17 protein-coding genes are annotated in these 22,446 nt (G+C 67.0%); 8 read left to right on the forward strand and 9 right to left on the reverse strand.

The genetic code is table 11. The annotated features are described in order from the left end of the window. Positions 1-65: 65 nt before the first annotated feature. Positions 66-1,694, forward strand: a complete 1,629-nt coding sequence (locus J2W23_RS14065) for a peptide chain release factor 3 (protein ID WP_176661639.1) — start codon at positions 66-68, stop codon at positions 1,692-1,694. Positions 1,695-1,703: 9 nt separating this feature from the next. Further along, a complete protein-coding gene (locus J2W23_RS14070; RefSeq protein WP_176661638.1) occupies positions 1,704-2,363 on the forward strand; it encodes an SIMPL domain-containing protein in 660 nt (219 codons plus the stop codon). A 7-nt stretch (positions 2,364-2,370) separates the two neighbouring features. Here J2W23_RS14070 and J2W23_RS14075 read toward each other — a convergent pair whose 3' ends face one another. The 3 genes from J2W23_RS14075 to J2W23_RS14085 are packed head-to-tail and all read right to left on the reverse strand — an operon-like array spanning position 2,371 to position 5,020. Further along, positions 2,371-3,174: an ABC transporter permease gene (locus J2W23_RS14075; protein WP_307649170.1), complete on the reverse strand. Its 804-nt coding sequence runs from the start codon at positions 3,172-3,174 to the stop codon at positions 2,371-2,373. Positions 3,175-3,179: 5 nt separating this feature from the next. Beyond that, positions 3,180-4,022, reverse strand: a complete 843-nt coding sequence (locus J2W23_RS14080) for an ABC transporter permease (protein WP_307649171.1) — start codon at positions 4,020-4,022, stop codon at positions 3,180-3,182. A gap of 2 nt (positions 4,023-4,024) precedes the next feature. Continuing rightward, the gene (locus J2W23_RS14085) at positions 4,025-5,020 is read right to left on the reverse strand and encodes an ABC transporter ATP-binding protein (protein WP_307649172.1); all 996 of its coding nucleotides are present in this window, start codon (positions 5,018-5,020) and stop codon (positions 4,025-4,027) included. Positions 5,021-5,114: 94 nt separating this feature from the next. Between J2W23_RS14085 and J2W23_RS14090 the strand changes: the two genes are divergently transcribed. Continuing rightward, positions 5,115-5,957 carry an HAD-IIB family hydrolase gene (locus J2W23_RS14090; protein ID WP_307649173.1) on the forward strand — a complete coding sequence of 281 codons (843 nt, stop codon included), beginning with the start codon at positions 5,115-5,117 and terminating at the stop codon, positions 5,955-5,957. Here the strand turns inward: J2W23_RS14090 and J2W23_RS14095 are convergent. After that, the gene (locus J2W23_RS14095) at positions 5,947-7,212 is read right to left on the reverse strand and encodes an MFS transporter (protein ID WP_307649174.1); all 1,266 of its coding nucleotides are present in this window, start codon (positions 7,210-7,212) and stop codon (positions 5,947-5,949) included. The two genes, J2W23_RS14090 and J2W23_RS14095, sit on opposite strands and share 11 nt — an antisense overlap. An 88-nt stretch (positions 7,213-7,300) precedes the next feature. Between J2W23_RS14095 and J2W23_RS14100 the strand changes: the two genes are divergently transcribed. Together J2W23_RS14100 and J2W23_RS14105 are read left to right on the forward strand one after the other, a co-directional pair. After that, the gene (locus J2W23_RS14100; protein WP_307649175.1) at positions 7,301-7,876 is read left to right on the forward strand and encodes a TetR/AcrR family transcriptional regulator; all 576 of its coding nucleotides are present in this window, start codon (positions 7,301-7,303) and stop codon (positions 7,874-7,876) included. A 107-nt stretch (positions 7,877-7,983) separates the two neighbouring features. Then, the gene (locus J2W23_RS14105; protein ID WP_176661631.1) at positions 7,984-9,054 is read left to right on the forward strand and encodes a Fic family protein; all 1,071 of its coding nucleotides are present in this window, start codon (positions 7,984-7,986) and stop codon (positions 9,052-9,054) included. A 6-nt stretch (positions 9,055-9,060) separates the two neighbouring features. On the opposite strand, the gene J2W23_RS14110 is transcribed toward J2W23_RS14105, so the two are convergent. The 4 genes from J2W23_RS14110 to uvrA all read right to left on the reverse strand — a co-directional run bounded on the left by J2W23_RS14110 (position 9,061) and on the right by uvrA (position 18,251). After that, a complete protein-coding gene (locus J2W23_RS14110; RefSeq protein WP_307649176.1) occupies positions 9,061-10,029 on the reverse strand; it encodes a Bug family tripartite tricarboxylate transporter substrate binding protein in 969 nt (322 codons plus the stop codon). A gap of 95 nt (positions 10,030-10,124) precedes the next feature. After that, the gene (locus tag J2W23_RS14115; protein WP_307649177.1) at positions 10,125-11,171 is read right to left on the reverse strand and encodes a histone deacetylase family protein; all 1,047 of its coding nucleotides are present in this window, start codon (positions 11,169-11,171) and stop codon (positions 10,125-10,127) included. 42 nt (positions 11,172-11,213) lie between these two features. Continuing rightward, positions 11,214-12,263 carry an ornithine cyclodeaminase gene (locus tag J2W23_RS14120; protein ID WP_176661628.1) on the reverse strand — a complete coding sequence of 350 codons (1,050 nt, stop codon included), beginning with the start codon at positions 12,261-12,263 and terminating at the stop codon, positions 11,214-11,216. 234 nt (positions 12,264-12,497) lie between these two features. Next, positions 12,498-18,251: an excinuclease ABC subunit UvrA gene (gene uvrA, locus J2W23_RS14125; RefSeq protein WP_307649178.1), complete on the reverse strand. Its 5,754-nt coding sequence runs from the start codon at positions 18,249-18,251 to the stop codon at positions 12,498-12,500. A 175-nt stretch (positions 18,252-18,426) separates the two neighbouring features. Between uvrA and J2W23_RS14130 the strand changes: the two genes are divergently transcribed. From J2W23_RS14130 to J2W23_RS14140, 3 genes are all read left to right on the forward strand, one after another. Beyond that, positions 18,427-19,539: an ABC transporter substrate-binding protein gene (locus tag J2W23_RS14130; protein ID WP_176661626.1), complete on the forward strand. Its 1,113-nt coding sequence runs from the start codon at positions 18,427-18,429 to the stop codon at positions 19,537-19,539. A gap of 186 nt (positions 19,540-19,725) precedes the next feature. Then, a complete protein-coding gene (locus J2W23_RS14135) occupies positions 19,726-20,838 on the forward strand; it encodes an ABC transporter substrate-binding protein (protein ID WP_176661625.1) in 1,113 nt (370 codons plus the stop codon). 173 nt (positions 20,839-21,011) lie between these two features. Further along, entirely contained in the window at positions 21,012-22,127 is a 1,116-nt protein-coding gene (locus J2W23_RS14140; RefSeq protein ID WP_307649179.1) for an ABC transporter substrate-binding protein, read from the forward strand. A gap of 30 nt (positions 22,128-22,157) precedes the next feature. Here the strand turns inward: J2W23_RS14140 and J2W23_RS14145 are convergent, their stop codons facing one another. Further along, entirely contained in the window at positions 22,158-22,310 is a 153-nt protein-coding gene (locus J2W23_RS14145) for a hypothetical protein (RefSeq protein WP_176661623.1), read from the reverse strand. Positions 22,311-22,446: the final 136 nt, after the last annotated feature.

A 22,446-nucleotide genomic window follows, 5' to 3' on the forward strand; every position in this document is an offset into this window, starting at 1 on the left:
CCCCAGGGCGAGCCGGTTCCGGGCCGCCTTCTAAAATCGCGGCATTCCCCCGCAGATTGCCCATCTTGTCTTTTGTCTCAGAAACCCGCCGCCGCCGCACCTTCGCGATCATTTCCCACCCTGACGCCGGCAAGACCACGCTGACCGAAAAGCTGCTGCTTTTCTCCGGCGCGATCCAGATCGCCGGCTCGGTGAAGGCACGCAAGGCCTCGCGCCACGCCACCTCCGACTGGATGGAAATCGAAAAGCAGCGCGGCATCTCGGTGGCCTCCTCGGTCATGCAGATGCTGTACCGCGACCACGTGATCAACCTGCTCGACACGCCGGGCCACAAGGACTTCTCGGAAGACACCTACCGCGTGCTCACCGCCGTCGACTCGGCGCTGATGGTGATCGACGCCGCGAACGGCGTGGAAGCGCAGACGCGCCGGCTCATCGAGGTCTGCCGCCAGCGCGACACGCCCATCATCACCTTCGTCAACAAGATGGACCGCGAAGTTCGCGAGCCGCTCGACATCCTGGATGAAGTGGAGCGCGAGCTCGGCATGCCCTGCGTGCCCATGACCTGGCCTGTCGGCCAGGGCAAGACCTTCCGCGGGATCATGAACCTGCGCACGCAGACGATGACGGTGTTCGAGTCGGGCAGCGAACGGCTGCCGCACGACTTCGAGACCATTCCGCTGTCGGACCGCGACACGCTCATCAAGCGCTTCGGTGCCGACTTCGAGACCGCCATGGACAGCATGGAGCTGGCCACCGGCGCCTCGCCCACCTGGGACCGCGAAGCGTTCCTCGCCGGCAAGCAGACGCCGGTGTTCTTCGGCTCGGGCGTGAACAACTTCGGCGTGATGGAAGTGCTCGACGCGCTGGTCGACCTCGCGCCCTCGCCGCAGTCGCGCACCAGCACCACGATGGTCAACCGCCAGCCCGTGGTCAAGGAGATTCAGCCCGAGGACAAGGACTTCGCAGGGGTGGTCTTCAAGGTGCAGGCCAACATGGACGCCAACCACCGCGACCGCATTGCCTTCGTGCGCATGGCCTCGGGCAAGTACACGCCGGGCATGAAGCTCAAGGTGCAGCGCACGTCCAAGGAACTGCGCCCCACCAGCGTCGTGACTTTCATGAGCCAGCGCCGCGAAGCGGTCGAAGAAGCCTATGCAGGCGACATCGTGGGCTTCACCACCCATGGCGGCGTGCAGCTGGGCGACACCATCACCGATGGCGCGAGCCTGCAGTTCACCGGGCTGCCTTTCTTCGCGCCCGAACTGTTCATGACGGTCATTCTGAAGAACCCGCTGCGCACCAAGCAGCTGCAGCAGGGCCTGGCCCAGCTCGGCGAAGAAGGCGCAATTCAGGTGTTCCGCCCTGAAGTCGGTGGGCCGATGCTGCTGGGCGCGGTCGGCCAGCTGCAGTTCGAAGTGGTGCAGCACCGCCTGAAGGCCGAGTACGACGCCGACGTGCGGCTCGAGGGCTGCCAGTACACGGGCGCGCGCTGGATCACGGCCGACACGCCGGCCGAGCTGCGCGAGTTCGTCAACGCCTACCCGGTGCGCATGGCCAAGGACGCGGCCGACACGCTGGCCTTCCTGTGCACCTCGCCCTACGACGTGCGGCTGGCGCAGGAGCGGTTTCCGAAGATTCATTTCCATCCGCTGCGGGAGCATGCGGGGCTGGCGCTGCAGAGCGCGGGATAGGCACTCGTCATGGAAACCTACATCCAGGTCGCGGGGCTAGGTGACTTGACCGAGACGATCGTCGAGCAGCGCGCCACATTGACGATCACCGTCAAAGCCTCGAAGGCCGAGGTCGCACTGGCCGAGGCGACCAGCCTGCGCAACGACGCGATCCGGACGCTGAAAGAAGCCGGACTCAAGCCCGACGAGATCACCGAAGGCGGGCGTGATGCTTGGCAACCCTGGTATGCGAAACGCAGCGTGGGCCAGGAAGTGGCGCACCGCGTGCTGATCGCCTGCAAGGAAACGCGCCGCCTCTATCAGGCACTCGATGCGCTCGAACCGCTGTTCACGAACTCCCGCTACGCCATGGGCGTCGACATGCAGCAGCCCCGTTTCGAGGCGCAGGAAGGCGCCGAAACCGAGGCTCGTACGGCAGCCATCCGGCATGCACGCAGCAAGGCACTGATTCTTGCGAAGGAAGCGGGTGTCACGCTGGGCGCAGTCGCGCAGGTCGAAGAACTTGGTTCGCAAGCAGATAACTCGGGTGCCTATGGCGATCGCAACTGGGCGTATGCAGGTGGCGCCGTGGCAATGGCCTCCGCCGGCCCAGGAGACGACTTCGAGGAATTGGCCGGAGCCAAGCGCACACGCACGCTGCGCTACAGGGTCCGCTTCCTGATCGGCTGAGACCTTCTCAGCTGCCCGTCGACGCGTAGCGGCGCAACCCCAGCCGCCACACGCCGAAGGCAGCCGCCAGGAACACGAAGCCCGTGACCGGCGACACGATGCCCACCCACCCCGGCGCGCCGAGCGGATCGGCCTTGCCCAGGATCGCCAGCGCCGGGTAATAGGCCACGCAGGCCAGCGGCACCACGAAAGTCAGCACACGGCGGAACCACCGCGCATACAGCGCCAGCGGGTACTGCGCCGCCTGCACGCCGCCATAGGTCAGCACGTTGGCGATCTCCAGGCTCTCGACGGTCCAGAACGACAGCGTGCCCTGCAGCACCAAAATGCCGAGGAACAACGCGACGCCGCCGGCCAGTGCGAACAGCGCAATCGCCACCGTGGTCGCCGTCCATTCGATGCCCGCCTGCTGCGTGGCGAACACCACGACAGCCAGGCCCTGCAGCAGGCGGCCCGCGCGGCTGATGCGGAAGTCGTTGCCCATCAACTGCAGCGTCAGCGGGCGCGGGCGCAGCAGCAAGCGGTCGAAAGCGCCGGTGCGCAGGAACTCGGTGCCCAGCACGTCGAAGCCGCGGCCCAATGCATCGGCCAGCGCGAACATGCAGTTGACCAGTCCGTAGAACAGCGCCACCTCGCCGATGCGCCAGCCCTGCACTTCGCCAAAACGGTGAAACAGCGCCCAGACGGCCACCACCTCGATGCCGGTCCCGAGGAACTGGCCGACGGTCAGCATCAGCGCCGAGGCGGGATAGCGCGCCTGGCCGCCGATGGAGGCGCGCACGAGGCGAAAGAAAAGAGGCAGCGAGCCCATCTCAGCTATCCACCCTGGATCTGAAGGCTGCGCATCGTGCGGCCCATCGCGAAGCGCCCCGCCGCGACCAGCACGGCGATCCAGAAGCACTGCAGTCCCAGCGCGGCCACCGCATGCCAGCCGCCCAGTTGCCCGAAGTACAGCCGCGCGGGAATGTCCATCAGCCCGGCCAGCGGCTGGATCAGCAGTACGGTCTGCCAGGCGTCCGGCAACAGCGCGAGCGGCAGCAGGTTGCCCGACAGCACGATGACCACGGGCGTTGCCACCGCGCTGATGCCGCGCTCGTTGAGCGCGGCGGTGGCCGCCACGTTGAGCAGCATCACCATCGATGCCGACAGCAGCAACGCCAACACCGTGGACGCGAGGAATGCGAGCCCCGCAATTGCGCTCGCCGGCAGCTGCCAAGCCCACTCGCCCAACCCCACCAGCGGCAGGGCAACCGCAGCGAACGCAGCCATCAGCGCCACCCGCGGCAGCACGCGCGCGGCGACCCATCCGGCGCTGCGCGCGAACCACAGCGCGTAGGCATCCACCGGGCGCAGCCGGTCGTAAGCGACCGCGCCGGTGCGCACGGCCTGCGCCACTTCCGGGTCGCTGAGCCAGGGCATCAGCACGAGCAGCCCCTGCGCCAGCCACGTGTAGGTGATGGCATCCGCAAGCGACATCGGCGCACTCGCGCCCGCGATGGCCGTACCGCCGTAGAAGGCAGCAAACACCATCACCTTGATGCCGCCCCACCAGCATTGCGTCGCGAAGCCCGCGAGCGCGGCCGTGCGGTACTGCAGCATCTGCAGAAAGCGTGAGGTGAAGGCCGCGATGTAGGGGCGCGCGAGGGTCCGCAACTTCATCGTCACGCCTCGGCCGCTCCGTGCATGGCGTAGAAGCGCGCGATCACCGCCTCGATCGCCATGCCTTCGAGTCGGATGTCTTCCACCGCATGCTCGGCCGCGATGCGCGCGATCAAGGCCGGCGCAGTGGTCACCGAAGGATCGAAGTCGAGCACCAGTGTCTGCCCGTCACGGGCGCGCACCGTGGCGCCGGGCACCTGCGCGGGCAGCGCGGCGCCCTGTGCGAAGTCGACCACCAGCCGTCGCTCGGCCATCACCTGTGCGCGCAACGCCTCGACCGGACTGTCGGCCAGCACGCGGCCATGACCGATGACGATCACGCGCTGGGCCAGTGCCTCGATGTCGTGCATGTCGTGCGTGGTGAGCAGCACCGTGGTGCCGCGCTCGCGGTTGGCGCGGCGCACGAAGTCGCGCACCGCGAGCTTGGAGGGCGCGTCGAGGCCGATGGTCGGCTCGTCGAGGAACAGGATGTCGGGCTCGTGCAGCAGCGCGGCGGCGATCTCGGCGCGCATGCGCTGGCCCAGCGAGAGCTGGCGCACCGGCTGGTCGAGCACGCGCTCCAGGTGCAGCAGCGCGACCAGTTCGTCGCGCGTGCGCCGGTAGCGCTGCGGGTCGACACGGTAGATGTCGCGCAGCAGGTCGAAGCCGTCGCCCACGGGCAGATCCCACCACAGCTGCGTGCGCTGGCCGAAAACCACGCCGATGCGCCCGACGTGCCGCTCGCGGTCCGCGAAAGGATCGCGGCCGTCGATCTCCACACGCCCGCCGTCGGGCCGCAGGATGCCCGCGAGGATCTTGATGGTGGTCGACTTGCCCGCGCCGTTCGGCCCGATGAAGCCGAGCAGCTCGCCGCGCTGCAATTCGAAGGACACGCCCGACAGCGCCTCCACCGTGCGGTGCCGGCGCTGCACCAGGCCGCGCAGCGCGCCCATCACGCCCGGGTCGCGCTCGGAAATCCGGTAGGTCTTGAGGAGGTGGTCGACGAGGATGTGAGGCATGGGAGAGTGCCGCGCCGGCCTGGAAGGCGCGGCGGGGGCGGGATGCTACACGAAAGCGCCGGTACGATCTCGGGCTCTCCAGAGATTCATCGCCATGTCGTCCTCACCACCCCTGCCCGCCTCGCCCACCCATCTGCTGCCGCTCGACCGCTGGGCGGCGCCGGCACGCAGCGCGCTCATCGGCGTGTTCACGGACATCGACGACACCCTCACCACCGACGGCGCGATCACGGCCGATGCGCTGCAGGCGCTCGGCGACCTGAAGGCGGCCGGCTTCGCCATCGTGGCGATCACGGGCCGGCCGGTGGGCTGGAGCCTGCCTTTCGTCAACACCTGGCCGGTCGATGCCATCGTGGCGGAGAACGGCGCGGTGGCGCTGCTGCCCACGGCCGATGGTCAGATCGAAAAACGCTACCAGCAGGACGCGCCCACGCGCGCCGCCAACTTCGCGCGCATGCAGGCGGTGCTCGCGCGCATCGAGCGCGAGATTCCGGGCGCGCAGCGCGCCACCGACTCGGCGGGGCGCGAGACCGACATCGCCATCGACCACAGCGAGTTCGTGCAGTTGAGCGAAGAGACCATCGCGCACGTCGTCGCACTGATGCGCAGCGAAGGCATGCACGCCACGGTGAGCAGCATCCACATCAACGGCTGGTACGGCGACAACGACAAGCTGGAAGGCGCCCGCTGGATCGTGCGCGAACTCTGGGGCCGCACGCTCGACGACGAGCTCGACCGCTGGGCCTACGTGGGCGATTCCACCAACGACCAGTTGATGTTCCGCACCTTCGCGAACAGCATCGGCGTGGCGAACGTGGCGCGCTTCGTGCCGCAGCTGGAGCACCTGCCGCGCTACGTGACGCAAGGCGAACGCGGCGTGGGCTTTGCCGAGGCGGCGCGCGCAATGCTCTCAGTGCGCGGCGCTGCTACTCACTGACCGGCAGGCTGCGCGCATTGCCGCGCAGCGCCGCCCACTGCCGCCAGATGCCGAAGGCTGCGATTGCCAGCAGCACGGCTGCATAGCCTTCCACCGTGTTGAGCAGGCCGAGCGGCTTCACCAGGAAGCCCGCGAGCATCGCCGGCAGGCTGAACGCGAGGTAGCAGACCACGAAGATGGCGGCGAAGAGTTCTCCGCGCTCGTGCGAATCGGCGAGCGGCGCCAGCGTCTGCACCAGCGCCGAGAACGCACCGCCGAAGCCCAGGCCCGCAATCGCGGTGCCGATGAAGAACAGCGCGAGCGACTTCGTCGCCAGCGACGCCAGCAGCAGCACCAGGCCGACCGCGATGCTGGCCGCACCGAAGACCACGGTGCGCGGTGCGGGGAAGCGGCCAAGCAGCGTGGGGGCGAGCGCGCCGAAGCCCGAGAGCACCGCGACCGTGAGGCCATTGACCACGCCGTTGTCGATGTGGAACACATGCAGCATGAGCGATGGTGCGAGCGACAGGTAAAGGCCGCCCAGCGCCCACACCGCAATGAACACCGGCAGCCCGCGCACGAAGTCGGCCCTGGCCCGCACGGGAATCGACACGCGCGGCACCAGCGAGGCCAGCGCACCGGCGCGCGGCGTGACCGTCTCGGGCATCCACACCACCACGGCCGCGCCGACCGCGAACACCACGGCCAGCACGCCGAACACCAGCATCACGGGCTGGACGGTGAACTTGACCGCCATGCCGGTCAACAGCGCGCCCACCGCGAGCCCCGCGAGGGGCGACACGCTGGTGATCATCGCGCCCAGGCGCTTGCGCGATGCCGGCGCCGCCTCGACCACCGCCGCGCTCAACGCGCCGCTCGCAACGCCCGTGGCCACGCCCTGCACGACGCGCGCGACGATCAGCCCCCCGATGTTCTCTGCCAGCACGAAAAGCCCCATCGCCACCGCCTGCAGCACCAGCGCCGCCAGCACCACCGGGCGGCGGCCGATGTGGTCCGACAGCGAGCCGGCCACCAGCAGCGCGATCAGCAACGCAATCGCGTAGATCGCGAACGCCACCGTGAGCATCGACGCTGAGAAGCCCCAGGCGTGCTGGAACACGACGAACAGCGGCGTGGGCGCGGCCGCCGCGAAGAAAAAGGCAAAAAGCACCGCGGCCAGGAGCGGAAAACCAACCGCCGCCGGCAGGCGCCAGGGCTTGGAACGGGCGGCGACGTCGGCGGTGGCAACGGCGAGTTCAGGGCAGGAGGAAGGCATGTCTGATCCTTAACGCAACTTTTTTAGCTTTTGCGATTCTAGACCTGCAGATTCACTAAAGCAAATAACTTTGCGTTAAAGTCTTCCCATGAACGATGTCGTCCTTCCCAACAAGCGTCCCGGCGGCCGCAGCGCCCAGGTGCAGGCGCTGGTGCGCACCGCCCTCGAACAACTGGTGGCCGAGCAAGGGCGCGAGCGTGTGACGGTGCCGGCCGTGGCCGAGCGCGCGGGGGTGAGCGCCTCCAGCATCTACCGGCGCTGGGGCGATCTGTCGGGTCTTCTGGCCGAAACGGCCACCCGCCGGCTGGACCCGAACCGGCCGCTGCCGAACACCGGCGCGCTGCGCGAGGACCTGACCGCGTGGGCGCAGGAGCTCATCACGCATCTCGCGCAGCCCTGCAGCAAGTCCTTGTTGAAAGCCGCGGCCGCCCTGGCTAACGGCGATGCGGACACCGACTGCCTGCGCAACCGCCGCAGGGAGGCGTTGACGCTGGTCGAGCAGGCACAGGCCCGCGGCGAGCATGCGCCCGAAGCGCAACAGGTGATCGATCACCTGATTGCGCCGATCGTGTTCCGTCTGGTGTTCGGTGCCGATCCGGTGAAGCCGGAGCTGGCGGATCGGCTGGTGGGCGAGCTGTTCGCGATTGCGGCAGCGGGCCGCTAGTTTTGCTCGCTTCTTAAAGGCTTCTTGAACCGCAGCGGCCATCATGTATAGAAAATTCGATTTTCTATACATATCAGGCCTAACATGTATAGGAATCCGAGACTCCTATGCACTCCCTTCAGCCCCTCGACCACCTCGACTCCACGCGTTTCGATACGCCTGCCATTCTGAAAAAGCTCGCCAGCGCAAGCCGGCAGTTGGCGGAACTCAAGGGGATCGCCGCAGCCATCCCCAATCAAGGCATCCTGATCAACACACTGGGCCTGCAGGAAGCCAAGGACAGCTCGGAGATCGAGAACATCATCACCACGCACGACGAGCTGTTCAAGGACGACGTGCTCCCCGAGGCCTTTGCCAATCCCTCCGCTAAGGAAGTGCTGCGCTACAGACAAGCCTTGCGGGTCGGGTTCGAGCAGGTGCGCGCAAGCGGTCTTGTCACCACCAATCACATCGTCACAATCCAGTCGGAGCTCGAGCGCAATCACGCGGGCTTCCGAAAGTTGCCCGGGACCGCACTGAAGGACGGCGCGGGGCGCACCGTCTACACGCCTCCGCAAGACCCCGAAGAGATCGTGGCGCTGATGCGCGGGCTGGAGCGCTTCATCAACGAACCGGATTTATTCACAGCCGATCCGCTGATCAAGATGGCGCTCATTCACCATCAATTCGAGAGCATCCATCCTTTCTACGACGGCAATGGCAGGACCGGCCGCATCCTCAACGTGCTCTATCTCGTGAAGGAGCGGTTGCTCGACATCCCCGTGCTCTACCTGAGCAGCCACATCGTGCGAACCAAAGCCGACTACTACCGCCTCCTGCAGACCGTGCGCGACGATGACGCCTGGGAAGAATGGGTGCTGTACCTTCTGGAGGCCGTGGAGCAGACCGCAGGCCAGACCATTGCAACCATCAACGCAATCAAGGCGGCCCTGTTCGACTACAAGCATCGAATTCGGGCGGGCTACAAGTTCTACAGCCAGGACCTGATCAACAACCTGTTCACCCATCCCTACACGAAGATCGAATTCGTGCAGCGCGATTTGCAGGTCTCGCGCCTCACGGCAACCAAGTACCTGGAGGCGCTGGTCGAAGGAGGTTTTCTGCAGAAACAGAAGATCGGGCGCGGTAATTTCTATATCAACGTCGCCCTCACACCCATTCTTCAGGGCACTCGCTAGAGCGCGTTACTTTTCCTTCGCCAGCCCCAGCTTCTCGATAACCGCCTTCTCCTTCACCACCGTGTCCTGCGCGAACTTGGTGTACTGCGCCGAGCTCATGTAGTCCGGCAGCATGTCGTAGCGGCCCAGTGCGGCCACGTAGCTCGGCTCTTCCATCGCCTGCTTGAACGCGTCGTGCAGCTTCTTCACCACCTCGGGCGAGGTGCCCTTGGGCGCGCCGATGCCGAAGGGCGAGTTCTGCACCACGTCGTAGCCCAGTTCCTTTAGCGTCGGCGCATCGGGGAACTTGGCCAGGCGCTTCTCGCCCCAGGTGTTGAGCACACGCAGCTTGCCGGCCTCCACCTGCGGCGCGAAGCCGGTGCTGTCGGCGGCAGCCATCAGCTGGCCGCTGACCACCGCGAGCATCAGGTCGGCGCTGCCCTTGTAGGGCACGTGCTGCAGTTCGATGCCGGCTTTCTGCGCAACGATCTCGGTCGTCAGGTGCGGGCTGGTCAGCGTGCCGGTCGAGCCGTAGGTGAGCTTGCCGGGGTTGGCCTTGGCGTAGGCGACGAAGTCGGCCCAGGTCTTGAACGGGCTGTTGGCCGGCACCACGATGCCGAAGGCATAGCCGGTGACGTTCAGGACATAGGAGATGTCCTTGAGCGGGTCCCAGTTGATCTTGGTGGTGTAGCCCAGGCGGAACACGCCGAGCGGAATCTGCGCGACGGTGTAGCCATCGGGCTGCGCGGTCTGCAGCGCCTGCGCGGGCAGCGTGCCGCCGGCGCCGGGCTTGTTGTCGACGATGACCGGCTGGCCGAGGATCTTGCTCGCGTTGTCGGCGAGCTGGCGCATCGTGATGTCGGTCGGGCCGCCCGCGGGGAAGGCGATGACCAGCTTGATCGGCTTGCTGGGGAAAGCCTGGGCAAGCGCCGCCAGCGGGAAGGCAAGGCCGCACGCGGCGAACGTGGCGGCACAGAGAAGGGAACGGCGGGACATGGCGGAGGCTCCTGAAACTTGAAGAACCGCGGATTGGGCCCTGCCCCGCCCGATGCGGCAATCGGGGCTCACCCGACTGCTGTCGCCGAGGTTGCTCAGCCTGCGGCTTGGCCGAAACCTTCGAGCACGTTCACCGTGTTGACGCCCACTTCGGCCACCGCATAACCGCCTTCGAACACGAACACCGTGGGTAACCCTGCGCGCGCGAGGTCTTCTCCCATGCGCAGGTAGTCGTCGCTCTTCAACTTGAAGCCGGAGATCGGGTCGCCCTCGAAGGTGTCGACGCCGAGCGAGACCACGAGCGCGCCGGCTTTCACTTTCACGATGCCGTCGAGCGCCGTCTTCAGCGCCGCGCGCCATGCGGTGAAGCCGGTGCCGCGCGGCAACGGCAGGTTGTGGTTGAAGCCCTCGCCCTGCCCTGCGCCGCGCTCGTCGGCGTGGCCGAGGTAGTACGGGTAGTCGGTGAACGGATCGCCGTGCAGGCTGGCGAAGTGCACATCGCTGCGCTCATAGAAGATGGCCTGCGTGCCGTTGCCGTGGTGGTAGTCGACATCGAGCACGGCCACGCGTTCGACGCCCGCATCGCGCAGCGCCTGTGCAGCCACCGCGGCGTTGTTGATGAAGCAGTAGCCGCCGAAGAAATCGAGGCCCGCATGGTGGCCCGGCGGCCGCGTCAGCGCGAAGGCCGAGCGCTCGCCGCCGAGGACGCGCTGCGTCGCGGTCCACGCACACGCCGCACCCTGCCGCGCCGCGGCCCAGCTGCCGGCCGTGAGCGGCGTGCCGGCATCGAACGAGAACAACCCCATGCGCGCCGGAAAGCTCTGCGGCAGCACATCGGTGCGCATGCCGCGCGTGGGCCAGTACGACGGGAGCGCGTCGCGCGATGCGTTCGCCGGATCGAGCGCCACCCACTCGTCCCACGCGCCGGCGATGAAGTCCAGGTAGCGCGGCGCATGCACCTTCGCGAGCAACGCATCGTCGATCGCATCGGGCGCCTGCAGCGGGCCGAGGCCGCGGCGCTCCAGTTCATGCTTCACATGGTCGACGCGGGCCGGCACCTCGAAACAAGGCACCAGCTCGCCACGGAACATTTCGACTTTGCCCTGGTGCAGTGCGTGCTGGTCGTTGTAGATGGTGCGCATGAAAAAGAAGAAAAGCAGGATCGGCGTTGCGGATGCCGCCGATCATGCCGCACGCCGCAGCACCGCCCGGCGCCTGCCGGACGCGGTGAGCCCGAACAGGTCCTTCGGATCGTCCAGCTCCGGCACCAGCGCGATCTTCTGGCCGATGCCGCGCTCGATGGCCAGCTGGTGGATGTAGCGCAGTGCGGTGTAGTCCTCCAGCGCGAAGCCGACCGAATCGAACACCGTGACCTGCTGGGCGGTCTCGCGCCCCGGCACTTCGCCGAGCAGCACCTTCCAGAGTTCGTGCACCGGAAAGTCCGCGCCGAGCTGCTGGATCTCGCCCTCGACGCGGGTCTGCGCCTCGTACTCGACGAACACGCGCGCGCGGCGCAACACATCGGGGTGCAGCTCGGTCTTGCCGGGCGAATCGCCGCCGACCGCGTTGATGTGCATACCGGGCTCGATCATCTCGGGCGTGAGCACGGTCGCGCGGCCCTGGTAGGCGGTGACGGTGGTGACGATGTCCGCGCCGCGCACCGCCTCGGCGACGGAGCGCGCGCGCACGATCTCCAGCGGCGTGCAGGCCGAGAGATGCCGCACCAGCTTGTCGGTGGCGTGCGGGTCGGTGTCGAACACGCGCACTTCCTCGATGCCCAGGAGCGCATGGAAAGCCAGCGCCTGGAACTCGCTCTGCGAGCCGTTGCCGATCAATGCGAGGCTGCGTGAATCGGGCCGCGCCAAGGCCTTTGCCGCCATCGCCGAGGTGGCGGCCGTGCGCAGCGCGGTGGTGAGGGTGAGCTCGGACAACAGCACCGGATAGCCGGTGTCGACCTCCGCCAGCACGCCGAAGGCCATGACGGTCGGCAGCCCGACCGAGGTGTTGTGCGGATGACCGTTGACGTACTTGAAGGCGTAGGCGCCGTCATCGGCCACCGGCATCAGCTCGATCACGCCGAGGTGCGAGTGGCTCGCGACGCGCGCCTTCTTGTCGAACTCGCGCCAGCGCAAGAAGTCGTCGCGCAGCGCGTCGGCCAGCGCCTGGAGGAATTGCGGAACGCCGGTTTCATCCACCAGGCGAACCAGGCTGTGAACATCGATGAAGCGGGTCATGACATGGCTCCTTGCGTAGCCCCGCCGCGGCGCTTCATCCCCTCACATGTTTACTCCACCATGGCTGATTCAGGATGCGCCTGCGCCAAGGGTTCAACTATTCTGCGCTCGCTTTCAGTTCATTGCGAGTCCCTTCGCGGAACACCGCGGAACCGGCTTTGCCGGGCCGCAGGTGTTGCCCCCGGTAGGGGGTTGGCGAAGCGACACGAAGTGCGCGAAGGCTGGGGGCGAGCTCTATCGCGCCAGTACCGGTGCCAATGCCGCACCCGTATGGGTACCCAAACGCACTACCTCTTCCGGTGGTGCCGCAGCGACGATGCGGCCGCCGGCGTTTCCGCCCTCGGGTCCGAGGTCGATGATCCAGTCGGCTTCGGCGATCAGGTCGAGGTCGTGCTCGATCACCACCACGCTGTGCCCACCGTTCACCAGCCGGTGCAGCACGTGGATCAGCTTCTCGACGTCGGCCATGTGCAGGCCCACGGTCGGCTCGTCGAGCACGTACAGCGTGTGCGGCGCCTTCTGGCCGCGGCGGGTGATGTCGTCGCGCACCTTGCTCAGTTCGGTCACCAGCTTGATGCGCTGCGCCTCGCCGCCCGAGAGCGTGGGCGAGGGCTGCCCCAGCGTGAGGTAGCCCAGCCCCACGTCTTTCAGCAGCTGTAGCGGATGGCTGATGTTGGGCATGGCCGCGAAGAACTCCACCGCCTCGTCCACTTCCATCTTCAGCACGTCGCCGATGCTCTTGCCGCGCCAGCTCACGGCCAGCGTCTCGGGGTTGAAGCGCGCGCCGTGGCACACCTCGCAGGGCACCTTCACGTCGGGCAGGAAACTCATCTCGATGGTGCGCACGCCCGCGCCTTCGCAGCCCGGGCAGCGGCCTTCGCCGGTGTTGAAGCTGAAGCGCGCCGGGCCGTAGCCGCGCGCCTTGGCTTCGAGCGTGTCGGCGAAGAGCTTGCGGATGGTGTCCCAGAAGCCGATGTAGGTGGCCGGGCAGCTGCGCGGCGTCTTGCCGATGGGGGTCTGGTCGACCTCGAGCACGCGGTCGATGGTCTCGTAGCCCTCGACCTTGCTGCAGCCCGACCAGGCCGCGCGCTTGCCCGCGGCGTCGGCGTCGCGGCCGGCCTTGGTCATGCGCTGCACCACGATGCCTTGCACGCTGGCCAGCAGCACGTCGCGCGCGAGCGTCGACTTGCCCGAGCCGCTGACGCCTGTCACCACCACGAGGCGATGCAGCGGCAGCGTGGCGGTCACGTCCTGCAGGTTGTGTAGGTCGGCGCCGTGCACGGTGAGCCAGTTGCCGCTGTCTTCGGCCTTCGGATCGGGCGAGGGAATCAGGCGACGGGCCTGCAGCGGATGCTTGATGGCGTCGCGCAGGTAGCGGCCGGTCTGCGAGTCGCCCGCGGCCTCGATGTCGGCCACCGAACCTTCGGCCACGAGACGGCCGCCGCGCTTGCCGGCGCTCGGGCCGATGTCGATGATGTGGTCGGCGCGGCGAATGGTGTCCTCGTCGTGCTCCACCACCACCAGCGTGTTGCCCTTTTCGCCGAGCTTGTGCAGCGCGTTCAGCAGGATCTGGTTGTCGCGCGCATGCAGGCCGATGGTCGGCTCGTCGAGCACGTAGCACACGCCCTGCAGGTTGCTGCCGAGCTGCGCCGCCAGGCGGATGCGCTGCGCCTCGCCACCGGAGAGCGTGGGCGCGCCGCGGTCGAGCGTGAGATACCCCAGGCCCACCTCTTCGAGGAATTCGAGGCGGCTCTTGATCTCGGGCACGAGGTCGCGGGCGATCTCGGCTTCGCGGCCGGTGAGCGCCAGCCCTTCGAACCACTGCCGCACCTCGGTCACGCTCATTCGCGCGAGCTCGGTGATGCCGATGCCGCCCGTGCCGTCGGCCAGCGAGGCGCCGAAGCTCACCGCGCGCGCCGTGGCATTGAGCCGCGTGCCTTCGCAGGTCGGGCAGGCGGTGTCGGCCAGGTCCTCGATTTCGGGCTCGGCGAAGGTCTGCTCGCGGCCCTTGTTGTCGTCGTCCCGGATCGAATCGTCGAAGACCTTGCGCTGGTCCTTGCTGAGCTTGACGCCCGTGCCCACGCAGTCGGGGCACCAACCGTGCTTGCTGTTGTAGCTGAAGAGGCGCGGGTCCAGTTCGGCATAGCTGGTGCTGCAGACCGGACAGGCGCGCAGCGTGGAGAACACGTTGATGCGGCCGATGCCGGCGGCCGAGACGCCGGCCATCATCGCGGCCTTGAGGCCGTCGAGCTGGCTCAGCACATGCACCACGCCCTTGCCGTGTTCGAGCGCCTTGGTGAGTGCCTCGCGCAATTCGTTCTCCTTCGCAGGCAGCACGTCGAGGCTCGCCACGGGCAGCTCGATGCTGTGCTCCTTGAAGCGGTCGATGCGCGGGAAGCCCGTCGTCGGCAGGAAGTCGCCATCGACGCGCAGGTGCGTGAAGCCGCGCGGCCGCGCCCAGTCGGCCAGCTCGGTGTACACGCCCTTGCGGTTGCTCACCAGCGGCGCGAGCAGGCCGATGTGCTGGCCCTTGAAGTTGCGCATGAGCTGCGCGGCGATGCTGTCGGGCGTCTGCGGCTGCACGGCCGCGCCGTCGTGGATGCAGTGCTGGATGCCGAGCTTCACATACAGCAGGCGCAGGAAGTGCCACACCTCGGTGGTGGTGCCCACCGTGCTCTTGCGGCCGCCGCGCGAGAGGCGCTGCTCGATGGCCACGGTCGGCGGAATGCCGTAGACCGCATCCACCTCGGGCCGGCCCGCTGGCTGCACGATGCTGCGCGCATACGCGTTGAGCGATTCGAGGTATCGGCGCTGCCCTTCGTTGAAAAGAATGTCGAACGCCAGCGTCGACTTGCCCGAGCCGCTGACACCCGTCACCACGCTGAACTTGCCGCGCGGAATGTCCACGCTGAGGTTCTTCAGGTTGTGCTCGCGCGCATTCACGATCTCGATGGCGTTGCTGCCGGGCGCCGTCTTTGCGTTCGCGATGTAGCGGCGCGCCGCGCGCTCGGCCACCTTGTAGGCCTCGGGGCCGATGGCCAGTTCGTAGTCGGCCAGCGCCGCGCCGGTGAGCGAGGCTCGGTTCTCGCGCAGCTGCTCGGGCGTGCCCTCGGCCACCACCAGGCCGCCGCCCTCGCCGCCTTCGGGGCCGAGGTCGATGCACCAGTCGCTCGCGCGGATCACGTCGAGGTTGTGCTCGATGACGATCAGCGAATGGCCGGCATCGAGCAGCTTGCGCAGCGCGCGCATCAGGCGCGCGATGTCGTCGAAGTGCAGGCCGGTGGTCGGCTCGTCGAACAGGAACAGCGTGCCCCTGCGCGCCACCGACTGCTTGCTCGCGGTCGCGTTCTTCGCCGCTTCGGCGAGGAAGCCCGCGAGCTTCAGGCGCTGCGCCTCGCCGCCCGACAGCGTGGGCACGGGCTGGCCGAGCTTGACGTAATCCAGGCCCACGTCGGAAATCGGCTGCAGCACGCGCAGCACGTCGCGGTCGGCCTCGAACACGGCGGCCGCTTCGGCCACGGTGAGGTCGAGCACGTCGGCCACGTTGTAGTTCTTGCCCTTGCGTTCGATCTTCACTTCGAGGATTTCAGGGCGGTAACGCTTGCCGTCGCAGTCGGGGCAGCGCAGGTACACATCAGAGAGGAACTGCATCTCGACGTGCTCGAAGCCCGAGCCGCCGCAGGTCGGGCAGCGCCCGTCGCCGGAGTTGAAGCTGAACTTGCTCGCGGTGTAGCCGCGCTGGCGTGAGAGCGCAGCAGTGGCGAAGATTTCGCGGATCGCGTCCCACGCGCCCACATAGCTCGCGGGGTTCGAGCGCGCGGTCTTGCCGATGGGCGACTGGTCGACGAAGACCACGTCGCCCAGGTGATCAGCGCCCAGCAGGCGGTCGTGCGCGCCGGGCGTTTCGGTCGCCTTGCCGAAGTGGCGCATGAGCGCGGGCGCCAGCACGTCCTGGATCAGCGTCGACTTGCCCGAGCCGCTCACGCCGGTGACACACACCAGCCGCGCGAGCGGGAACTCGACCGTCACGTTCTGCAGGTTGTGCTCGCGTGCGCCTTCGAGGATGAGCCGGTGCGTGTTCTCGCTCACGAGCCGCTTGAAGCCCATGCCGATCTTCTTGCGGCCACCGAGGTACTGGCCGGTGAGCGTGTCGGCGTCGCGCAGTTGGTCCGTCGTGCCGTCGAAGACGATCTGCCCGCCGCGGATGCCGGGGCCGGGGCCCATGTCGATCACACGGTCGGCCGCGAGCATCACGGCCGGGTCGTGCTCGACCACCACCAGCGTGTTGCCCGCATCGCGCAGGCGCAGCATGGCCTCGGTGATGCGGTTCATGTCGCGCGGATGCAGGCCGATGCTGGGCTCGTCGAGCACGAAGAGCGTGTTGACCAGCGAGGTGCCCAGCGCCGTCGTGAGATTGATGCGTTGCACTTCGCCGCCCGAGAGCGTGCGGCTCTGGCGGTCGAGCGTGAGGTAGCCGATGCCCACGTCGTGCAGGTAGCGCAGGCGCGTGGTGATTTCCTCGAACAGCAGCTTCAGCGCCTGCGCCTCGCCTTCGCTCGCGGGGCTGCCGTTGCCGTGATGCTCGACGCGGTCGAAGAAGCGGCGCAGCCGCTCGATGGGCAGGAGCATCAGGTCGTGCAGGCAGAGGCCCGGCAGCGCTTCGAGCTGCGCGCGCGACCACTTCACGCCGGTCGGCATGAAGCGCTTTTCGGGCGGCAGCACCGCGTCGGCGTCTTCCTTGCTGCCGATGCGCCAGAGCAGGCTGTCGAGCTTCAGGCGCGCGCCGCTGCAGACGGGGCACGGCGTGTAGCTGCGGTATTTGGACAAGAGCACGCGGATGTGCATCTTGTAGGCCTTGCTCTCCAGGTAGCCGAAGAAGCGCCGCACGCCATACCACTGCTTGTTCCAGTTGCCTTCCTTGTAGTTGGGCGTGCCCTCGATCACCCAATGCTTCTGCTCGTCGGTGAGCTTGTTCCAGGGCGTGTCGCGCGGGACGCCGGCCGCCTCGGCGTGGCGCATGAGGTCGTCCTGCGCCTCTTTCCACGCGGGGGTCTGGATGGTCTTGATCGCGCCCGCGCGCAGCGTGAGCTTGTCGTTCGGGATCACGAGGCCGAGGTCGACGCCGATGACGCGGCCGAAGCCGCGGCAGGTGTCGCAGGCGCCGACGGCGGAGTTGAACGAGAACATCGACGGGATCGGGTCGGTATAGCGGATGTCGCTTTCGGGGCAGTGCAGGCCGGTGGAGAACTTCCAGACGTCCGTCGGCGCGTTTTCTTCGGCGCCGGTTGCGTGCACGGTGACGCGCCCGCTGCCGCGCTTGAGCGCCACTTCGATCGCCTCTACCACGCGCGAACGCTCGGCGCTGGAGATGCGGAAGCGGTCGGCCACCACGTCGAGCACCTTGCGCGGACCCGTGGGCGTGGCCACCTCGCGCTCGGACTGCACCCGGGTGAAGCCGCTGGCCGAGAGCCACTGCGTCACTTCTTCCGCCGACGTGCCCGCGGGCAGCTCGACCGGAAAGGTGACCACCAGCCGCGGATCGCCCGCCGCAGCCGCGCGCTCGGCGATCTGCGCATAGATGCTGTCGGGCGAATCGTGGCGCACCGGCAGCGCGGTCTCGCGGTCGAAGAGCTGCGCCGCGCGGGCGTAGAGCAGCTTCAGGTGGTCGTTCAGCTCGGTCATCGTGCCGACCGTGGAGCGCGAGGAACGCACCGGGTTGGTCTGGTCGATGGCAATGGCGGGCGGCACGCCCTCTACCTTGTCGACAGCCGGCTTGTCCATGCGGTCCAGGAACTGGCGCGCGTAGGCGGAGAAGGTTTCCACATAACGCCGCTGGCCTTCGGCGTAGAGGGTGTCGAACACGAGGCTCGATTTGCCCGAGCCGCTGGGCCCGGTGACCACGGTCATCTCGCCTGTGCGGATGTCGAGGTCGAGGTTCTGGAGGTTGTGCTGGCGCGCGCCGCGAATCCGGATGGAGCCCTGTGTCATGAGTGCCTTGGGGGGTGGGGCAAACATTCTAGGGAGTGGTCCGTGACGCATCCGTGCACTGCGTCACAAGGTCTGCGCTCGCGCAGGGGTTTGTCCGTATTCATCTGGAAGACACTTTCGGAAACAAATAGCACGTTTGTTTTCATTTAAACGAGAGACACCCGAAAGGCTTCCTATGACGAAGATGCGCACGATTTGCGTCGCCGCCCTGCTGGCGTTGACGGCGATGGGCGCCTCGGCCCAGATCCTCATCGGCCAGACCGCCGGCATGACCGGCTCAGTCGCCGCGAGCGTGAACGAGACCATCGGCGGCGCCCAGCTGGTGATCGACGCGGCCAATGCCCAGGGCGGCATCCACGGCGAGAAGATCGAGGTGATCCGCATGGACGACGGTTTCGACGTGAAGCGCGCCAGCGACAACGCCCGCGCGCTGATCGAGGACAAGAAGGTGGTGGCGCTCTTCATGAGCCGCGGCACGCCGCACTCGCAGGCGATCATTCCGTGGCTCGACAAGAACGAGGTGGCGCTGATCGGCCCTTCCACCGGCGCGATGGTGCTGCACAAGCCGCTGCAAAAGCATGTGTTCAACGTGCGCGCCACCTACCAGCGCGAAGCCGAGAAGGCGGTGCAGCACCTGCTGACCATCGGCCTCACGCGCATCGCCGTGGTGTACGTGACCGACTCGTTCGGCAAGGACGCGCTCGAAGGTGCGATGACCGGCTTCACCAAGGGCAAGGCCACGCCGACGGTGACCATTCCCGCCGACCGCGACAAGCCCGACTACGCGGCCATCGTGCCGGCCATCAAGGATGCCAACGCGCAGGCCGTGCTGTGGATCGGCTCGGGCGTCGCGGTGGTCGACGGCATCAAGGCGCTGCGCGCCTCGGGGTCGGCGGCACAGGTGGTCACGCTGTCGAACAACGCCTCGTCGGGCTTCATCAAGCAACTGGGCGATGCCAGCCGCGGCGTGATCGTGACGCAGGTGTTTCCGAACGAGCGCTCGCTCGGCCAGCCGATGGTGAAGGAGGCGCTCACGCTGGCCAAGGCGAAGGGGCAGGCGGAGCTTTCGCCCGCTGCGCTCGAAGGCTTTGCATCGGCCAAGGTGCTGGTCGAGGCGCTGCGCCGCGCGGGCCCGAAACCCACGCGCGCCAAGGTGCTGGCCGCGCTGGAAAGCATCCGCAGCTACGACCTGGGCGGCGGGCTGGAGGTGAGCTACACGCCGCAGGACCACAGCGGCATCGACTTCGCAGACCTGGCGATCATCAGCGAGGGGCGGTTCAAGCGCTGACGCTCCGAGTTCCTCCGACCTCTTCATTCATCTGTTGCGGCCCGCCGGCTCCCGGCGGGCCGCTGTTTTTTGGGTCTGCAAACAATGGTTTGACAGGGTTTCCACGAGCAAACTAATGTCACTAGTAGCAACACATTACACATCTTCTGACAGGGGCAAGCTCGCCTCGTGGAAAGGCTTTGTTCAATGAAGACGATGTTTGCGTCCTGCGCGGTTGCACTGTGCATGGCAGTGTTGGCTCCTGGGGCGGCGGCCCAGATCCTGATCGGCCAGTCGGCCGACCTCTCGGGCCCGGTGTCGGCCAGCGTGAAGGAGACGATCCTCGGTTCGCAGCTGGTGATCGATCAGGTCAACGCCCAGGGCGGCATCAACGGCGAACAGGTCGAGGTGATCCGGCTGGACGACGGCCTCGACGCCAAGCGCTCGCTGGAAAACACCCGCATCTTGATCGAGGACAAGAAGGTCGTTGCGCTGCTCTTGAACCGCGGCACGCCCAACACGATCGCCGTGATCCCGCTGCTCGACAAATACGGCGTGGCGCTGGTCGGCCCCTCGACGGGGGCGATGGTGTTGCACAAGCCCCTGCAGAAGAACATCTTCAACGTGCGCTCGACCTACCAGCGCGAAGCCGAGAAGGCGGTGCAGCACTTGCAGACCACCGGCATCCAGCGCATCGCCGTGGTCCAGGCCGACGATTCCTTCGGCAAGGACGCGATGGAAGGTGCGAGCAAGGGTTTCGAGAAGGCGAACCTGAAGCCGGCGGTGGTGGCGCTGGCCGACCGCGCCAAGCCCGACTACTCGGCGATCGTGCCGCAGATCACCAAGGCCAATGCGCAGGCCGTGCTGTGGATCGGCTCGGGCACCGCGGTGACCGAAGGCGTGAAGGCGCTGCGGGCCGCGGGCTCGGCGGCGCAGATCATCACGCTGTCGAACAACGCTGCATCGGGCTTCATCAAGGAACTGGGCTCGGCGAGCGCGGGCGTGATCATCACGCAGGTGCTGCCCTACGAGCGCTCGTTCGGCCATCCGATGATCAAGGAAGCGATGGCGCTCGCGAAAGCCAAGGGGCAGAACGAGCTGTCGCCGGCGCTGCTCGAAGGCTTCGTCGCCACCAAGGTGCTGGTGGAGGCGCTGCGCCGCACAGGCCCCAAGCCCACGCGCGCGAAGCTCATCGCCACGCTCAACAGCTTCCAGTACGACGTGGGCGGCGGCATCGAGGTGAACTACTCGCCGACGGATCACACGGGCATCGACTACGTCGACCTGTCGATCGTGAGCGAAGGCCGCTTCAAGCGCTGACCGCAGCCGCGCGTCCTCCGTCACACGGCCCGCCGGCGCACCCGGCGGGCCGTTTCTTTTGGGCGGTTGAAAACAACGGTCCGCAGGGTTTCCACAAACACAGAAATGTCACTTGCAGAAACAAACTACACATCTTTTGACATTAACGAACAATTCGTGAAAGACCTCGCCCGATGAAGAAGATGTTGAAGTCCTGCACTGCCGCATTGCTGCTGGCGACGATCACCCAAGGCGCGTCGGCCCAGATCGTGATCGGCCAGTCGGCCGATCTTTCCGGACTTGTCTCCGCCAGCGTCAAGGAGGCGATCCTGGGCTCGCAGCTGCTCATCGACCAGGTCAATACCCAGGGCGGCATCAACGGCGAGCGGATCGAGGTGATCCGCATGGACGACGGCTTCGACCCCAAGCGCACCGTGGAGAACTCGCGCGCGCTGATCGAGGACAAGAAGGTGCTTGCGCTGCTGCTCAACCGCGGGACACCCAACGCGACGGCCGTGATTCCGCTGCTCGAGAAGCACGGCGTGCCGCTGGTGGGCCCTTCTTCCGGCGCGATGGTGCTGCACACGCCGCTGCAGAAGTACATCTTCAACGTGCGCTCGACCTACCAGCGCGAGGCCGAGAAGGCCGTGCAGCACCTGCACACCATCGGCATACAGCGCATCGGCGTGGTGCAGGAGCAGGACTCCGCTTTCGCGACCGACGCGATGGTGGGCGCGAACAAGGGCTTCGAGAGCGCGAAGATCAAGCCTGCGGTGCTGGTGCCGGCAGACCGCCGCAAGCCCGACTACGGCACCATCGTTCCGCCGTTGACGCAGGCGAACGTGCAGGCCGTGCTGTGGATCGGCTCGGGCACGGCCGTCACCGAAGGCGTGAAGGCGCTGCGCGCGGCGGGCTCGGCGGCGCAGGTGATCACGCTGTCGAACAACGCCGCATCGGGCTTCATCAAGGAGCTGGGTTCGTCCAGCGGTGGCGTGATCGTCACGCAGGTGCTGCCCTACGAGCGCTCCTTCGGTCATCCGCTCATCAAGGAAGCGATGGCGCTCGCAAAGGCCAAGGGGCAGAACGAGTTGTCGCCCGCACTGCTCGAAGGCTTCGTCGCCACCAAGGTGCTGGTGGAGGCGCTGCGCCGCACAGGCCCCAAGCCCACGCGCGCCCGACTGCTCGCCACGCTCAACAGCTTCCAGTACGACGTGGGCGGCGGGCTCGATGTGAACTACTCGCCGACGGACCACTCGGGCATCGACTATGTCGATCTGTCCATCATCAGCGAGGGGCGCTTCAAGAGGTAGCTCGATCGGTGGCTCGTCCCCAGGCTGTGTCTACTTTTGCGCAGCCGGTGCCGCGGGCGCAGGCGCGTGCGTGGTGTCCCCGCCGTGCTTTTCGCCCGACATGTCGACCTTGTCGCCGGCCTTCGAAATCACGTACAGGGAAATGGCGGCAAAGATGACGAAGCCGACGACGATTTTCCACATGGGTGCTGTCTCCTGAAGAGGGTTGGATGGTGAGGAGGGTTCAAGAAAAGGGCCTCATGCCGTGGGATGGCATGAAGCCCTTTTGTTGAACGGAGGGCCGCTCCCGCAGCCCTCCTTTCGCGTGTGCGATGCGCGT

The organism is Variovorax boronicumulans (genome assembly GCF_030812215.1).
In the GTDB taxonomy this organism is placed as follows: Bacteria; Pseudomonadota; Gammaproteobacteria; order Burkholderiales; family Burkholderiaceae_C; genus Variovorax; species Variovorax boronicumulans_C.

Coding starts and splice junctions, on each gene's coding strand:
- J2W23_RS14070 (WP_176661638.1), top strand. CDS start 1,704: ATGGAAACCTACATCCAGGTCGCGGGGCTAGGTGACTTGACCGAGACG.
- J2W23_RS14075 (WP_307649170.1), bottom strand. CDS start 3,174: ATGGGCTCGCTGCCTCTTTTCTTTCGCCTCGTGCGCGCCTCCATCGGC.
- J2W23_RS14080 (WP_307649171.1), bottom strand. CDS start 4,022: ATGAAGTTGCGGACCCTCGCGCGCCCCTACATCGCGGCCTTCACCTCA.
- J2W23_RS14085 (WP_307649172.1), bottom strand. CDS start 5,020: ATGCCTCACATCCTCGTCGACCACCTCCTCAAGACCTACCGGATTTCC.
- J2W23_RS14090 (WP_307649173.1), top strand. CDS start 5,115: ATGTCGTCCTCACCACCCCTGCCCGCCTCGCCCACCCATCTGCTGCCG.
- J2W23_RS14095 (WP_307649174.1), bottom strand. CDS start 7,212: ATGCCTTCCTCCTGCCCTGAACTCGCCGTTGCCACCGCCGACGTCGCC.
- J2W23_RS14100 (WP_307649175.1), top strand. CDS start 7,301: ATGAACGATGTCGTCCTTCCCAACAAGCGTCCCGGCGGCCGCAGCGCC.
- J2W23_RS14105 (WP_176661631.1), top strand. CDS start 7,984: ATGCACTCCCTTCAGCCCCTCGACCACCTCGACTCCACGCGTTTCGAT.
- J2W23_RS14110 (WP_307649176.1), bottom strand. CDS start 10,029: ATGTCCCGCCGTTCCCTTCTCTGTGCCGCCACGTTCGCCGCGTGCGGC.
- J2W23_RS14115 (WP_307649177.1), bottom strand. CDS start 11,171: ATGCGCACCATCTACAACGACCAGCACGCACTGCACCAGGGCAAAGTC.
- J2W23_RS14120 (WP_176661628.1), bottom strand. CDS start 12,263: ATGACCCGCTTCATCGATGTTCACAGCCTGGTTCGCCTGGTGGATGAA.
- uvrA (WP_307649178.1), bottom strand. CDS start 18,251: ATGACACAGGGCTCCATCCGGATTCGCGGCGCGCGCCAGCACAACCTC.
- J2W23_RS14130 (WP_176661626.1), top strand. CDS start 18,427: ATGACGAAGATGCGCACGATTTGCGTCGCCGCCCTGCTGGCGTTGACG.
- J2W23_RS14135 (WP_176661625.1), top strand. CDS start 19,726: ATGAAGACGATGTTTGCGTCCTGCGCGGTTGCACTGTGCATGGCAGTG.
- J2W23_RS14140 (WP_307649179.1), top strand. CDS start 21,012: ATGAAGAAGATGTTGAAGTCCTGCACTGCCGCATTGCTGCTGGCGACG.
- J2W23_RS14145 (WP_176661623.1), bottom strand. CDS start 22,310: ATGTGGAAAATCGTCGTCGGCTTCGTCATCTTTGCCGCCATTTCCCTG.